Source organism: Clostridium sp. Marseille-P2415, assembly GCF_900155545.1.
In the GTDB taxonomy this organism is placed as follows: Bacteria; Bacillota; Clostridia; order Lachnospirales; family Lachnospiraceae; genus Lacrimispora.
Map to the genome: position 1 here is coordinate 320,484 of NZ_LT732526.1, position 15,050 is coordinate 335,533.

Sequence of the window (15,050 nt, forward strand, 5' to 3'; positions counted from 1 at the left end):
TTAGAAACAGTGAAAGGAGGCAGTCTTCATGACTTCCAGGAAATCTCATCAGTGTATCGCCTGGGTGCTGATACTTCCGGTACTCGCTATCCGCGGATTCACTACCATCTACCCGATTATAAGAACATTTGTCAACAGTTTTTTTGATATCCGTGTGTTGAGAGGAGTCAATGAATTTACAGGATTTAGAAATTATTTTAATATATTCAAAGATGAAAAAGTCATTACGACCCTGCAATTTACGGTGATGTTCGTCCTCATCTCCATGGTCCTTCACGTCATACTCGGCGTGGCGCTGGCCATGATTCTGAATATGAATTTTAAGGGCCGCCGTTTTTTGCGGACCATCGTCCTGATACCCTGGGCGATGCCTGCCGTTGTAATTGGCATGGCTGCCAAATGGGCCTTTAACAACGATTACGGCCTGGTCAACGATTTTATCCGCTGGTTTGTGCCGGGCTTCCGGATGAACTGGCTCATCAATACGGAGACAGCCAGGGCCGCGGTCATTGCCATGGACTTATGGAAGGATCTGCCGTTCTTTGGGATTCTGGTCTTATCGGGGCTGCAATTCATCTCCGGCGATATCTATGAAGCGTCCAGGGTGGACGGTGCAAGCGGGGTCCAGTCCTTTTTATACATCACGCTTCCTCTTATTATGAAGAATGTGCTGACGCTTTGCATTCCCTTTACCCTATGGAGGCTGACGACCTTTGATCTGGTCTATTCCATGACTTCAGGCGGACCGGGAGAAGATACGTCTCTGATCGCATACCGGATTACCATGGAAGCATTTACCAACTTAAACGTCGGATACGCGTCAGCGCTGGCCGTCCTGCTTTTCCTCGTTATGGCGGCATTCAGCTTTATGAACTTAAAGTTTATGAAACGGTATGAGGACTAGGAGGGGAAGGATATGAAAATGGATTCTGATACAAAATATAAGGTATACAGGGGGGGAGTGGCTGCAGGCAGATGGGGTCTGTTCGCAATCGTGGCATTTTTGATCCTGTTCCCGGTATACTGGATCTTCATCTCCTCCATAACTCCGCCGGGAGAACTGTTCAAGACGCCCATTGATTATCTGCCGGATCATCCGACCCTGGACAGCTATCGGTTTCTGATTGATAATGTAGGGCTTCTCTCCAAGATTGGCAATACGGTCATAATCGTTGGAGCTACTCTGGTGATCGGGACGCTGTTCTGTGCGATGGGCGCTTATGCTTTTGCCCGGTTCCATTCCAGAGGAATCAGCCTGGCTTTCGCATTTATCGTTGCTACCATGCTGATTCCGGAGGTGGTTACAGCCAGGCCTCTGTATGAGTTCATGCAGAAGGTACGCTTATTTGATACGTATCAGGGATTGATCCTGCTGTATGTAAGCTCCATCATCCCATTCACGGTCCTGATACTTAAGAATTTTGTGGGAGAGATACCCGTATCCTTAGAAGAGGCTGCTTCCATAGACGGCGCAAGCTTCCTGCAGAGACTGTTTTACGTAGTGCTCCCGCTGATGAAGCCTGCCATAGTAACGGTATGTATCATTAATTTTATTACCTGCTTAAACAATTTCTTTACACCGCTGTATTATTCCAACGGGATTCAGGTGCTGAGCGTTGCGATCGTACAGCTTCCGCTGCGGGATAACATGTATGGAGTGCCGTGGGATCTGGTCAGCGCTATGGGGTGGATCATCCTGCTTCCAATCATTCTTTTCGTAGCTGTCTTTGAAAAACAGATTATGGATGGAATTATGGCAGGCGGCGTAAAGGCGTGAGACCAGCCGGGTCAGAAAGGAGAATACCATGATACAATCATTTTTCGGGGGCTTTGGTATGCTTCCGTTAGCTAAGTATGGGAGGAGCCGCGCAATCAATGCGGAAAATCCTTATGGAGAAAAAGGAAGGGGCGGTATGACTGCCAGCCCCTTAGGACCTTCCAGGAAAGGGTCTCCCTGCATCCGGGGGCTTGCACCGGGAAGTGTGACGACCCTGGCCGAGATGGAAGGGCCCGGTATAATCCAGCATATCTGGATTACGGTTACAGACCGGACAGAACTGGATTATTATGTGCTGCGGGACCTGGTACTTCGCATGTACTGGGATGGAGAGAAAACTCCCTCGGTCGAAACCCCTTTGGGAGACTTCTTTTGCTGCGGGTTTGCCAGAGGCTGTCCGGTCAATTCCCTGCCGGTCATAGTCAATCCTACCAGAGGCATGAACTGCTATTTTCCCATGCCCTTTCGTAAAAAGGCGGCGATCACCATCGAAAATCAGCATGGGGCAGAGGTACCGGCCTTCTTTTATCAGGTGGATTATTGCCTGGTGGATGAGCTGCCGGAGGATGCCCTGTACTTCCACGCTCAATGGAGAAGGGAACGCCTGACCCGGAAGCAGAAGGATTATACCATTCTTGACAACGTAAAGGGAAAAGGGCATTATGTAGGTACGTATATGGCATTGACGGCATTGGAGCGTTACTGGTGGGGCGAGGGAGAAGTGAAGTTTTACCTGGATGGAGATGAGGAATACCCTACCATCTGCGGAACCGGGACCGAAGATTATTTTGGCGGAGCGTGGAGCTATGCGTCCCAGGCAGATGGAAAAACGGTAGAAAATACGTATTGTACACCATTTATGGGGTATCCTTATTATTCCAGCCATGACAGGGATGTACACAATCATTATCATAATGATGATACGATGCCGCAGAGGGGATTTTACCGGTGGCACATCATGGACCCGGTATTGTTTGAAGAAGATCTTCGGGTAACCGTTCAGCAGATCGGAACCTGTCATAAGGGAAATTTTGAGCGGCAGGATGACGTGGCAAGCGTTGCTTACTGGTATCAGACCTTACCTCACCAGCCGTTTCCGGCGCTGATGAAGAAAGAAGACCGGTGGCCCAGATAATCAGGATTTGTGGTTTTACAGAAATGAAGGCGGGGAGAGGTTATGAAATCTCAGAATTGTGGAAAACAGCATCAGTACCACTTTATTATGCTTTTTATGGCTGCCATTCTGGCAGCCTGTTTCTGCGCAGCCTGTGGGTGGGTAAAACCGGAAAAGAATCCAGGGGAGATACAGTCTGCAAACGGCGGGGCGGGAACGGATGATTATGCAGATGAAATTACCATCATGCATGTGGATGCTGGAAAAAAGGAGTTTGAAGCGTTCATTTCAGAGGCAGAAAAGACGTTAAATATGCGGATCCATGTGGTGGAATGCCCTATAAATGCAGATTCCAGGCATGCCAGGATTTCTTCCCTGCTGGCATCGGGGGATACATCGGTGGATGTAATCAGCGTAAATGACGAGATGATCAGCGAGTTCAAGCATGCCGGTTATCTGGAACCGCTTCAGGACGATGTGATGAATGAAGAAACCGCCTCTCATTTTCCGCAGGATTATTTAAAGGAGATGGCAATGGAGGGTGATCAGATATATTCGGTCCCCTATATGATGGATATTTTGATGTTGTGGATCAATGATGCTTATCTGAAGGAAGCAGGAATTCCGGATGTGAGTACACCGGAACGCTTTAAACGGTTTTTGGCCTGGGATTATGGAGAAGGACGTTATGCCTATGGCGGAGCATGGGAAAAGACGTATGTTTATAATGAAATCGGGGAATTCATCAATCTGTTCGGTGGGGATTATTATGACTGGAGCAGCCCGAAAACCAGGGAAGCCATGAAATTTTTAAAGGGCTGTGTGGAACAGGGCTATTCGCCAATGGATCAGCTTTTAGATCAGTATGAGCAGCTGGAACAGAAATTTATTGATGGGAAATATGGACTTGTATTTCTATATGGCGGAGCCATGAATACCTTTGTAGATGCAGGTGTTTATGGAAAAGAGATCCACTTATCCCAATTGCCTGATTTCGGCGGCCATACCACGTATATTGCGACGTGGCAATATGTACTGAATAAGGCTTCCCTGCATAAGGAAGGGGCTCGGAAATTCATGGCGTATGCAGCGGGCCGGGAGGGCAGTAAAAGCTATGCAAATAAGATGAACCGGCTGCCTGCAAGGGAGGATGTCATCTGGGATGAGGATTTCGATATTACAGGCTATGAGGAGATGCGGAATTATCTGAAAACAACCAGCCTTCAGGCCAGGCCAATGCCGGAAAATTCGATGGAGTATATCACGGATGTAGGAATCCTGTTTCAGAGATATGCAGCCGGGGAAATGGATCTGGATGAGTTCTGTAAAATGATGCAGGAGCTGGTGGATGAGAATATGAATTAATTGGGAATCAGATGCCTTGCTTTCGCTGTTGCCATGGCGGAAGTGAGGAACAATGATTTTCAAGTCAAATAAAAGAATCCTTGACTATTTTTATGGAATCATATAGAATTTGATTTGAAAATGTTTAGGAGGATTGTCGTTTGGAACAGACAAGAGTAGGAGTAAAATCGAATCACTCAGCAGGGAAAATGCTTACAATATTAGAATATATGGCTGAGCAGTCCGAACCTGTCAGATTACTGGATATATCTAAGGCTTTAAACATTAATGTAAGTACATTGCTGCGTTTCCTTACGGCTTTGGTTGAAAAAGGATATGCAAAACAGGAAGAAGAAACATCACGTTATTATCTGACTTATAAAATATGCGTATTAGGACATCAGGTGTGTTCGCGTTTTGATCTGCGGAATTTTGTACATCCGTATATGAAAGAGATCGCCGCCTTATGCGGGGAACTGGTATGTCTGGCAGTTGAGCAGGATGGCCAGATTGTATACATTGAAACCATCGAAGGCAGAAGAAATATGCTTCATACCATGAAACGCATTGGTAAAATTGCACCGATGCATTGTACAGGCATCGGCAAACTGTTCCTTTTGGATTATAGCGAAGAAAAATTGGATAGTCTGATCCGGGAGAAAGGGCTTACAAAGTATACAGAAAAAACTCTGACTACCAAAACAAAATTATTGAAAGAATTAAATACGATCAGAAAAAGAGGGTATGCTTTTGATGACGAAGAATGTGAAGTGGGAAATAGCTGTGTGGCATTTCCGTTATATAATTCGGCAGGCAAAATGATAGCCGGGATTAGTGTGAGCGGACCAGTCAACCCTCTTTGTGTAGAAAATATTCGTTCCAATATTGAACGTATTCAGGATATTATAAAAGAGATTAACAATACTTTAACAGGAATTATTTAGAGTGATGAGCTAAGTCCCGGGCATTGCTGCAGGTATTCCGTAGACTTCAGAGTCCAGGCCGGATAGCTTGTATGTATCCGGCTTAAACTTTGTGAAGTAAGGAACGAATATATCCCCGATTCATAATAAAATTGACTTTTAAAGAAATCTCAGGCACAGATACGCTCAATATCTTTCCCGTTAAGGGATTCTCTTTCCAGCAGTTCTTCTGCGATTCGGCCAAGCTTGTCGAGGTTGGTTTTCAACAGATCCCTGGTATTATCGTATAATTGATTCATCAGATTGCGGCATTTGTTTATTAACTCTTCGTCATGGCGGGATTCCAGGACATCCATGCTGAACANTAAGGGAAATTTTGAGCGGCAGGATGACGTGGCAAGCGTTGCTTACTGGTATCAGACCTTACCTCACCAGCCGTTTCCGGCGCTGATGAAGAAAGAAGACCGGTGGCCCAGATAATCAGGATTTGTGGTTTTACAGAAATGAAGGCGGGGAGAGGTTATGAAATCTCAGAATTGTGGAAAACAGCATCAGTACCACTTTATTATGCTTTTTATGGCTGCCATTCTGGCAGCCTGTTTCTGCGCAGCCTGTGGGTGGGTAAAACCGGAAAAGAATCCAGGGGAGATACAGTCTGCAAACGGCGGGGCGGGAACGGATGATTATGCAGATGAAATTACCATCATGCATGTGGATGCTGGAAAAAAGGAGTTTGAAGCGTTCATTTCAGAGGCAGAAAAGACGTTAAATATGCGGATCCATGTGGTGGAATGCCCTATAAATGCAGATTCCAGGCATGCCAGGATTTCTTCCCTGCTGGCATCGGGGGATACATCGGTGGATGTAATCAGCGTAAATGACGAGATGATCAGCGAGTTCAAGCATGCCGGTTATCTGGAACCGCTTCAGGACGATGTGATGAATGAAGAAACCGCCTCTCATTTTCCGCAGGATTATTTAAAGGAGATGGCAATGGAGGGTGATCAGATATATTCGGTCCCCTATATGATGGATATTTTGATGTTGTGGATCAATGATGCTTATCTGAAGGAAGCAGGAATTCCGGATGTGAGTACACCGGAACGCTTTAAACGGTTTTTGGCCTGGGATTATGGAGAAGGACGTTATGCCTATGGCGGAGCATGGGAAAAGACGTATGTTTATAATGAAATCGGGGAATTCATCAATCTGTTCGGTGGGGATTATTATGACTGGAGCAGCCCGAAAACCAGGGAAGCCATGAAATTTTTAAAGGGCTGTGTGGAACAGGGCTATTCGCCAATGGATCAGCTTTTAGATCAGTATGAGCAGCTGGAACAGAAATTTATTGATGGGAAATATGGACTTGTATTTCTATATGGCGGAGCCATGAATACCTTTGTAGATGCAGGTGTTTATGGAAAAGAGATCCACTTATCCCAATTGCCTGATTTCGGCGGCCATACCACGTATATTGCGACGTGGCAATATGTACTGAATAAGGCTTCCCTGCATAAGGAAGGGGCTCGGAAATTCATGGCGTATGCAGCGGGCCGGGAGGGCAGTAAAAGCTATGCAAATAAGATGAACCGGCTGCCTGCAAGGGAGGATGTCATCTGGGATGAGGATTTCGATATTACAGGCTATGAGGAGATGCGGAATTATCTGAAAACAACCAGCCTTCAGGCCAGGCCAATGCCGGAAAATTCGATGGAGTATATCACGGATGTAGGAATCCTGTTTCAGAGATATGCAGCCGGGGAAATGGATCTGGATGAGTTCTGTAAAATGATGCAGGAGCTGGTGGATGAGAATATGAATTAATTGGGAATCAGATGCCTTGCTTTCGCTGTTGCCATGGCGGAAGTGAGGAACAATGATTTTCAAGTCAAATAAAAGAATCCTTGACTATTTTTATGGAATCATATAGAATTTGATTTGAAAATGTTTAGGAGGATTGTCGTTTGGAACAGACAAGAGTAGGAGTAAAATCGAATCACTCAGCAGGGAAAATGCTTACAATATTAGAATATATGGCTGAGCAGTCCGAACCTGTCAGATTACTGGATATATCTAAGGCTTTAAACATTAATGTAAGTACATTGCTGCGTTTCCTTACGGCTTTGGTTGAAAAAGGATATGCAAAACAGGAAGAAGAAACATCACGTTATTATCTGACTTATAAAATATGCGTATTAGGACATCAGGTGTGTTCGCGTTTTGATCTGCGGAATTTTGTACATCCGTATATGAAAGAGATCGCCGCCTTATGCGGGGAACTGGTATGTCTGGCAGTTGAGCAGGATGGCCAGATTGTATACATTGAAACCATCGAAGGCAGAAGAAATATGCTTCATACCATGAAACGCATTGGTAAAATTGCACCGATGCATTGTACAGGCATCGGCAAACTGTTCCTTTTGGATTATAGCGAAGAAAAATTGGATAGTCTGATCCGGGAGAAAGGGCTTACAAAGTATACAGAAAAAACTCTGACTACCAAAACAAAATTATTGAAAGAATTAAATACGATCAGAAAAAGAGGGTATGCTTTTGATGACGAAGAATGTGAAGTGGGAAATAGCTGTGTGGCATTTCCGTTATATAATTCGGCAGGCAAAATGATAGCCGGGATTAGTGTGAGCGGACCAGTCAACCCTCTTTGTGTAGAAAATATTCGTTCCAATATTGAACGTATTCAGGATATTATAAAAGAGATTAACAATACTTTAACAGGAATTATTTAGAGTGATGAGCTAAGTCCCGGGCATTGCTGCAGGTATTCCGTAGACTTCAGAGTCCAGGCCGGATAGCTTGTATGTATCCGGCTTAAACTTTGTGAAGTAAGGAACGAATATATCCCCGATTCATAATAAAATTGACTTTTAAAGAAATCTCAGGCACAGATACGCTCAATATCTTTCCCGTTAAGGGATTCTCTTTCCAGCAGTTCTTCTGCGATTCGGCCAAGCTTGTCGAGGTTGGTTTTCAACAGATCCCTGGTATTATCGTATAATTGATTCATCAGATTGCGGCATTTGTTTATTAACTCTTCGTCATGGCGGGATTCCAGGACATCCATGCTGAACATTCCCATCTCCGGATCCATACCAAATTTATTGATATAATCCACGATTAAGGAAGAAGCTTTCTGGATATCATTGCCTGCTCCGGTAGTGATTTCATTTTCGCCAAAGATCAGTTCCTCTGCCGCTCTGCCGGCCAGCAGAACCTGAATATTGGCGGATATCTGTCTCTGGGTCTGGAACATGGTATCCTTTGGAATGCTTAAATTAAAACCTCCGGCCCCCCGTACACTTGGTATGATCGTCACTTTGGAAATGTAATGTTCCGGCAGCAGCAAGGAAGTTACAAGGGCGTGGCCGGCTTCGTGGTATGCGGTTATTTTTCTTTCCTGAGGGGTTATATAGCTGCGGTCTGTTTTTGGTGCGCCTGCAATCACAGTATAAAATGCCTGATCGATATGTATCTGGCGGATTAATTGACTGTTTTCATTTGCAGCAGAAATCGCAGCTTCATTTAAAAGATTTTCAAGCATGGCGCCGCTGAAATATACGGTGGATTTCGAAAGTGCTTCCAGATCCACCTCCTCGGATAAAGGTTTGTTCTTTCCATGTAAAGTTAAGATTTTTTTTCTGGAATTAACATCAGGAAGACCTATCTCAATCTGTCTGTCGAACCGGCCCGGACGTAAAAGTGCTTCATCCAGCGTATCCAGTCTGTTGGTAGCGCCGATTACCACAATCCCTGTATTCTCATGAAATCCGGACATTTCGGTAAGAAGAGCGTTTAAAGTCTGATCGCGTTCGTCATTGCTGGCAGAAGCATTTCTTGCTCTTTTCTTGCCTATGGCATCAATTTCATCAATAAAAATGACGGCCTTTTTACTTTTCTTTGCTTTATTGAATAAATTCCGGATCCGGCTTGCCCCCACACCGACGTACATCTGTTCAAAATCAGAACCGCTCATGGCGAAAAAAGGTACATTCGCTTCTCCGGCAATGGCTCTGGCCATAAGCGTTTTACCCGTACCGGGCGGGCCATATAAAAGCAGGCCCTTAGGCATTCTTGCGCCTATTTCAGAGTATTTCTCCGGTTCTTTCATAAAATCGATCATCTCCTTAACCATGGATTTGGCTTCCGTATTGCCGGCCACCTGATCAAGAGTAATGAAAGAGTCCTGGTTTTGTTTTTTACTGGCATCGGAAATCATGGTGTAATTGCCTCCGCGTCGAACGAACCATATGATTCCAACTGCAATTCCTGCTATCAATAAAATGCGAAGCCCGTTTGATACCGCGTCATTCTGGCCATAAACCACTTTAATATCATGAATTAATAAAAATTCGATAAAATCTTCCGTTTTTGGATTTGGAACTTTATAGTAATTGTCTGGATCGGATTTGATTTCTGCTTGAAAAGCGTTGCTGTTTTCGGAGAATATTACCGTATTAACCTGATTTTTTTCCACTGCATCCAGAAAAGAAGGGTAGGACATCCCGGGAACGGGTTTTTTTGTAACATAAAATCCGGTTAGCCCGATACTAAGCAGGATCAGAAACGACAGAATAATCAAATAGATTCGTTTCATAAAATACCTCCCATATCATTTAAATTCAAAATTGCTGTATTCATTGTACCTCTTTTATTGTATGTCTTTCCATGTACAATTTCTGGCAGGAATGGAATATGCAGAAAATCAGTTTATCAGCAGCTTATTTCCTTTTTCACAGATTTCATAAATCTCATCGTATTTTTGCTCGATTAACGGCTTAAGCTTATCCGTTCTTTTCCTCACGATAGCGTGATAGACGAAGTAGGGGAGCACCCAGCCGGTAAATCCTGGGATTGCCAGCAGGATACATAATGGTATAAGGGGAGGGTCGTTGGTAACTGCAAAGACAGAGCCTGCTATAAATGCTGTTCCAAGTATGCCGGTGTTTATAGCCAGCATGGCTGCATTCGAAGTGATTGATTTTTCCATTGCATCGATTTCGTTCATACAGGCTTCAAAATGGCGCTGAAGACGTGTCAGCTCCGTTTTGTTAAGTATTTTGCGATCCCGCTTTAACTTAAATGTTACTTTCCCCATGGCATTGGATGGCTGTATGTTTTCGTCCGGAAGCCAGCCAAAATTCATGTAGCCATCCAGATACATGGATGCCCGTTCATTGCTGGAGATTACCTCCTTATATTCATATCCGATAAAATTACTGCCTCCCCTTGTGATCTCGCTCATTTAACCCCCTCCTTGTGTTTTTCCTGTTTATTTGTGAAATGTCTGTAAATCATTCATTCGTATGTATGGCTTTGGATATGACGGGGATGCGGACCGTAAATACAGTTCCTTCCCCCAATTCGCTGGTGACTGTAATGGTGCCGTTTATTAGCTGCAGGATCCGCAATACAAGTGCAAGTCCCAGCCCATTCCCTTCGGTGGAATGGGAAGTATCTCCCTGATAAAACTTTTCAAAAATGTGCTTCATGGATTCTTCACTCATTCCGCATCCGGTATCGGATACAGAGATAATCACCTCATCCTGTATGGAGCGCTGCCGTAAAGTGACGGTTCCGCCTGGCTTGGTAAATTTGATTGCATTGGAGATTAAGTTGTTCCACACCATATCCAATAGGCTAAAGTCAGCCTGAATGATGGCACGTTCCTCAATATCCGCCACAAAATTGATTTCTTTTTTCGTCCATAAATCCTCAAAACGCAGGGCGCATTCGCACAGTTGGGAGCATAGATCATATGGCTCGGATACCGGCTGCAGATTTTGTTTTTCCAGCTTGTTGAGCTTTAAGAGGTTGGTGATCAGATCCGTCAGGCGTAAGGAGGATTCCAGTATCGTATTAATATAATGCTCTCTTTGGGAGGAGGTCAGTTTTTCATTTTTAAGTGCCTGTGCATAATTCTGGATGATGGCCAATGGCGTTTTGATCTCGTGGGATACATTGGAAAAGAAATCAGTTTTTAAAGTCTCTATGCTTCCCAGTTCTTCGACCATGGTATTAAAATCCATAAAAATAGCATCCAGATAGTCCATCTTGTCCGGCAGGTGCCTCGGCGGTACATAGACGGAAAAATCGCCTTCCGCCACCTTTCGTGTGGCTTTGGCAAACTCTTCCATTGGTTTCTGATAGTGGCGGTTGAACTGAAACCGGGTGAACAGGGTGAATGCGGAAGCAATGAATATCCAGTAGACATGGAATGCTACTACTATATACCCCGTAAGAAGCTTATCATAATCCAGATAATTCCGAAGAATCAGCATTTGGCTGGTAGTCAGCCCCCAAAGCGCGATGAAAGAGATTATAAAGCTGGACAGAGGAAACACTTTCGCCTTTACTCTTGGATCAGAGGATTTCTGTTTTTTGGTCATAGCAGCACCGCCTTGTATCCAAGCCCCCGGACGGTCACAATTTGAAAACCGTCACATGTGGAAAGCTTATCCCTCAGCTTCGTTACATAGACATCTACAGCCCGAAGGCTGGTTTCGCTGTCGACTCCCCAGAATTCGTCCATGAGCTGGGCACGGGTAAATGTTTTTTTCGGATAGGAGAGGAGCTTATACAGAATATTAAATTCCCGAAGGGTAAGGAGGACCTCCTCATCGTTAATTGCCACGGTCATTGCATCTGCATCCATGAAGAGGTTCCCTACCGTCATTTTCCGTTCTTCCATAATATTGGTGCGCCGCAGCAGGGCGCCTACCCGCATGACAAGCTCATCCATATTGATGGGCTTGACCATATAATCATCAATGCCGATCTGAAAGCCCCTTTGCTTCGAGATGATGTCATCCTTAGCTGACATAAATAAAATTGGGATGGTCCTGTTTAGCTGGCGCACTGTTTTGGCGAATTCAAACCCGTCGATTTCCGGCATCATGATATCTGAAACGATGAGATCGTATAGATTGTTATACATTAAATTATACGCCTCGTGGGGATTTGAGCATCCTTTGGCCTTGTACCCGCTGTCATTTAAATATGCACATACAATTTGATTCAGCTTTGCATCGTCCTCGACTACTAGAATATGTATCATGCTGTTTCCTCCTGGATCGTTTTACTATGGAAGCATTCAGTTATTTTATTTGCAGCATCTTATTGAATGAGACTTAATGATATTAATATCATACCAGATTGAATGCAATAGTAAAATAGGATCCTTTTTTAATTGCATATTACTTTTTTTATATTTCGTTTTTGTTGCTGAATTGTTTAAGAATTGTTAATGAGAAAATAGATAAGACCGGTGCCGGCTTCTATTTAGCGGAAATAGAAGCTTAGGTCCGGTGTTAAGCAATGGAGGAAGAATTATCGATTTGAGTGCAGTCAAAGCGGATATTCGCAATTCGCTTCGCTGCTTGCTCACAGTGTGCCCGCTTCACCGGGCATAACCTTATTACCAATTCGTGGTATTTCCGCAGGAGCTTTTACTCCTACGGAAACAAGCGGGTCCATACCTGCGCTTTAAGAAACGAAGCATTGTCCCAGGCCTACTGTGCCGAAGTCATAATAATTCCGTCAACCGCCCACTGATAGGTATCATAAGCCTGATACAGGGTGTTATAGGCGCTCTGCTTTGCGCTTTCCGCCTGTAAAAATGCCATCTGGGCCTGCAGATTACTGATCTTGCTTAACATGCCAAGCTGGAAGGACCGGTCCGCCTTTCCCTTTTCCAATACCGCTTTTTCGTAAGAGGTGCAGGAAGCATCATATGCGGATTTTGCCTGTATCACCGCCTGATAAAGGGACTGCATGGTTACGGCAACATTCTGCTCTCCATCGGAAACCCTGGCCTCTTTGTTCTTCATCCCGGTCGTGGTCTGATTGGATTTCCCATGACGTTCGGAGATGAGGTTATAGTTATTTCCTATGGCTTTTGCCGTGTCAGCCTCTAAATCAATGGCAGATATGGCTCCCATATCCAGTTCCGGAATCCCGCCGATCGTTAGCGCTGCATCCGTAGAATAACCGGTCATAAAACACAGGGACCGCCGCAAACTGTCAATGGTATTGCTTATGTTCAGAAGAGAGGACTGGGCGGACAGCACTTCCTTATTGGCGGACAGCAAATCTGCTTCCGTCGCCATTCCAAGCTGATGGCTTAACTTCTTGGCTTCCAAAGCCGCGGAACTGATCTCCGCCACTTTCTGTAGCATAGACCGGTTGGCTACGGCGCTGTTATAGCCGATCATTACCTGATTGGCATAATAAGTATAGTTTTTCGCGACTTGGTTGATATTGGAATTTACCGAGGAATTGGGACGGCTCATATACTCTAAGGACCTTCCCATGCCTTCCGCCGAGGTTTTCATTCCCTTTACCATCCCTTCCAGGGTCATGTATTGCTCCATTCCTTCCGGGGTGCTTGTGGCACCTGAATCCTTTAATTGATCTGCATCATCTTTAAGGTCAGAGATGTAGCTTCTCATCTCATCGTGGATGTACTGTAAATTGCCTATGGAATTATTGATGGTATCTACAGTATTTAACATACTGGGATTAAAATACCGGACCAGATCCGGCAACTCATCAAATTCAATGGCCTGATCGTTCAGTTTGCTCCATTGCTCCTCTGTTACCCCATCAGGAATGGGTTCTTCTGCCTGACCGGGACCGACTGCCCCGTAAGATGGCATGACCGCAGCTGCAGTGAGCAAAGCTGCCAGGCAGAACGATTGAAAACATCTTCTTCTCATCTCATCAGCCTCCCGCCGAAGCCAGCCCATTTACTGCGTTATCATAAGTCTGAACTGCCTGGAACAAAGTAAGCTCAGCCGTCTTTACGGCAATGCTCTTTGTGTTATACGCATTTTTCTGCTTTTGGTAATCCAGCTGGCTCATCATGCCGACCTGATGTTTCCGCTCGGCCGTATCCATGTTTTTGCTTTCCAGATCGTATTCCGCAGCCGCCTGTTCATAGGATGCCTTGGCCTGCAGAACTGCCTGATAGCTCTTAACAAGTTCCGTGTTTATGTTCTGTTCGTTACTGGAAATCGTTCGTTTCAATGTATTCTTGGTGATGTCCGCCATTGCATTTTCCAATTTCCGTTTATTGATTTTCAAGGTGTAATTATTCTGAAGGGCGGTTTCCTTATCCGTTTCCGGGTTCATGGACGCAATGCGTTCCATATCCACGGCCGGAATATCCTTTATTTCGGGAGCATCGTTATACTTCCAGCCCAGCATAATACAGAGCTTCTGCCTTGTCTCTTCGATTGATCCACGAAGTTTTTCAATGGAGGTCTGGGTATTTTGTATGCTCTCCTGGGCTGTCAGCACGTCGGTCTGGGTTGCCATACCTGCGCTCTGCTTTGCCAGTGTGGACTGGTATACCGCCTGCTGAAGCACTAAACTGTCCTCTGCGCTTTCCAGCTCATATGTCTGCTGAAAATAGGAAATCATGGAAGACTGGGCTGTTGCCACCAGATTTGCTTCTTCCTGATCATAAGTGAGCTGGTATACAGTAAGATCCTCTACGTTTTTGTCTGCCTGCTCATCAGCCGTTGCGGCATTGACCGCATTCTGGGCGTCTGAAGCCGGATCATCTCCACTTATAGAACTCCGGTAATCGCTGGCCGCATCCCGGTACTTTTGGGCATAATCGTCGCTGGTGATCCGGTCATCCTTTTTCTTGTCATTGATATCAAGCTGGTTTTTCTGGACCGTCACATTGTATTCATGAATCAGACCTGACAGTTCATCATACTCCATCACATTATCTTTAAGCTTCGCCCATTCCTCCGGGGTCCTGGCAAATTCCGGACTGCCGGCCCAGGCTGTGGCCGCCGGTCCGGAAACAGTGAGCACTGCCGCAAGACAGCATGCGCTGATCTGTTTCCATTTTCTCATCCTGAAT

At 45.0% G+C, this 15,050-nt stretch carries 14 protein-coding genes; 7 read left to right on the forward strand and 7 right to left on the reverse strand.

Going from position 1 to position 15,050, the window contains the following annotated elements:
- Positions 1-28 precede the first annotated feature (28 nt).
- The 5 genes from BQ9856_RS06365 to BQ9856_RS06385 all read left to right on the forward strand — a co-directional run bounded on the left by BQ9856_RS06365 (position 29) and on the right by BQ9856_RS06385 (position 5,179).
- A complete protein-coding gene (locus tag BQ9856_RS06365; protein WP_077610291.1) occupies positions 29-904 on the forward strand; it encodes a carbohydrate ABC transporter permease in 876 nt (291 codons plus the stop codon).
- Between the two features lie 12 nt (positions 905-916).
- Complete coding sequence (locus BQ9856_RS06370) at positions 917-1,777, forward strand: carbohydrate ABC transporter permease (RefSeq protein WP_442855495.1); 861 nt, start codon at positions 917-919, stop codon at positions 1,775-1,777.
- 28 nt (positions 1,778-1,805) lie between these two features.
- Complete coding sequence (locus BQ9856_RS06375) at positions 1,806-2,912, forward strand: glycoside hydrolase family 172 protein (protein ID WP_077610292.1); 1,107 nt, start codon at positions 1,806-1,808, stop codon at positions 2,910-2,912.
- 42 nt (positions 2,913-2,954) lie between these two features.
- The gene (locus tag BQ9856_RS06380) at positions 2,955-4,256 is read left to right on the forward strand and encodes an ABC transporter substrate-binding protein (protein WP_077610293.1); all 1,302 of its coding nucleotides are present in this window, start codon (positions 2,955-2,957) and stop codon (positions 4,254-4,256) included.
- Between the two features lie 140 nt (positions 4,257-4,396).
- Complete coding sequence (locus tag BQ9856_RS06385) at positions 4,397-5,179, forward strand: IclR family transcriptional regulator (protein WP_235839163.1); 783 nt, start codon at positions 4,397-4,399, stop codon at positions 5,177-5,179.
- A 149-nt stretch (positions 5,180-5,328) separates the two neighbouring features.
- Here BQ9856_RS06385 and BQ9856_RS06390 read toward each other — a convergent pair whose 3' ends face one another.
- Positions 5,329-5,514 (reverse strand): hypothetical protein, encoded by a 186-nt coding sequence (locus BQ9856_RS06390; RefSeq protein ID WP_077610294.1) that lies wholly within the window; start codon positions 5,512-5,514, stop codon positions 5,329-5,331.
- 166 nt (positions 5,515-5,680) lie between these two features.
- Between BQ9856_RS06390 and BQ9856_RS06395 the strand changes: the two genes are divergently transcribed.
- Complete coding sequence (locus BQ9856_RS06395; protein ID WP_077610293.1) at positions 5,681-6,982, forward strand: ABC transporter substrate-binding protein; 1,302 nt, start codon at positions 5,681-5,683, stop codon at positions 6,980-6,982.
- Positions 6,983-7,122: 140 nt separating this feature from the next.
- Positions 7,123-7,905, forward strand: a complete 783-nt coding sequence (locus tag BQ9856_RS06400) for an IclR family transcriptional regulator (RefSeq protein ID WP_235839163.1) — start codon at positions 7,123-7,125, stop codon at positions 7,903-7,905.
- A 149-nt stretch (positions 7,906-8,054) separates the two neighbouring features.
- On the opposite strand, the gene BQ9856_RS06405 is transcribed toward BQ9856_RS06400, so the two are convergent.
- The 6 genes from BQ9856_RS06405 to BQ9856_RS06430 all read right to left on the reverse strand — a co-directional run.
- Positions 8,055-9,770 (reverse strand): ATP-dependent metallopeptidase FtsH/Yme1/Tma family protein, encoded by a 1,716-nt coding sequence (locus tag BQ9856_RS06405; RefSeq protein ID WP_077610295.1) that lies wholly within the window; start codon positions 9,768-9,770, stop codon positions 8,055-8,057.
- Between the two features lie 108 nt (positions 9,771-9,878).
- Positions 9,879-10,418, reverse strand: a complete 540-nt coding sequence (locus tag BQ9856_RS06410) for a hypothetical protein (protein ID WP_077610296.1) — start codon at positions 10,416-10,418, stop codon at positions 9,879-9,881.
- Between the two features lie 49 nt (positions 10,419-10,467).
- Complete coding sequence (locus BQ9856_RS06415; protein ID WP_077610297.1) at positions 10,468-11,562, reverse strand: HAMP domain-containing sensor histidine kinase; 1,095 nt, start codon at positions 11,560-11,562, stop codon at positions 10,468-10,470.
- Entirely contained in the window at positions 11,559-12,230 is a 672-nt protein-coding gene (locus tag BQ9856_RS06420) for a response regulator transcription factor (protein ID WP_077610298.1), read from the reverse strand. Before BQ9856_RS06420 ends, BQ9856_RS06415 begins: the two co-directional genes overlap by 4 nt.
- A gap of 454 nt (positions 12,231-12,684) precedes the next feature.
- Positions 12,685-13,890 (reverse strand): hypothetical protein, encoded by a 1,206-nt coding sequence (locus BQ9856_RS06425; RefSeq protein WP_077610299.1) that lies wholly within the window; start codon positions 13,888-13,890, stop codon positions 12,685-12,687.
- A 4-nt stretch (positions 13,891-13,894) separates the two neighbouring features.
- The coding region (locus BQ9856_RS06430; RefSeq protein ID WP_235839164.1) for a TolC family protein at positions 13,895-15,050 on the reverse strand (1,156 nt) is incomplete at its 5' end.

Excerpts from the sequence above, each read along its gene's own strand:
- BQ9856_RS06365 (WP_077610291.1), top strand. The coding sequence starts at position 29 with ATGACTTCCAGGAAATCTCATCAGTGTATCGCCTGGGTGCTGATACTT.
- BQ9856_RS06370 (WP_442855495.1), top strand. The coding sequence starts at position 917 with ATGAAAATGGATTCTGATACAAAATATAAGGTATACAGGGGGGGAGTG.
- BQ9856_RS06375 (WP_077610292.1), top strand. The coding sequence starts at position 1,806 with ATGATACAATCATTTTTCGGGGGCTTTGGTATGCTTCCGTTAGCTAAG.
- BQ9856_RS06380 (WP_077610293.1), top strand. The coding sequence starts at position 2,955 with ATGAAATCTCAGAATTGTGGAAAACAGCATCAGTACCACTTTATTATG.
- BQ9856_RS06390 (WP_077610294.1), bottom strand. The coding sequence starts at position 5,514 with ATGGATGTCCTGGAATCCCGCCATGACGAAGAGTTAATAAACAAATGC.
- BQ9856_RS06395 (WP_077610293.1), top strand. The coding sequence starts at position 5,681 with ATGAAATCTCAGAATTGTGGAAAACAGCATCAGTACCACTTTATTATG.
- BQ9856_RS06405 (WP_077610295.1), bottom strand. The coding sequence starts at position 9,770 with ATGAAACGAATCTATTTGATTATTCTGTCGTTTCTGATCCTGCTTAGT.
- BQ9856_RS06410 (WP_077610296.1), bottom strand. The coding sequence starts at position 10,418 with ATGAGCGAGATCACAAGGGGAGGCAGTAATTTTATCGGATATGAATAT.
- BQ9856_RS06415 (WP_077610297.1), bottom strand. The coding sequence starts at position 11,562 with ATGACCAAAAAACAGAAATCCTCTGATCCAAGAGTAAAGGCGAAAGTG.
- BQ9856_RS06420 (WP_077610298.1), bottom strand. The coding sequence starts at position 12,230 with ATGATACATATTCTAGTAGTCGAGGACGATGCAAAGCTGAATCAAATT.
- BQ9856_RS06425 (WP_077610299.1), bottom strand. The coding sequence starts at position 13,890 with ATGAGAAGAAGATGTTTTCAATCGTTCTGCCTGGCAGCTTTGCTCACT.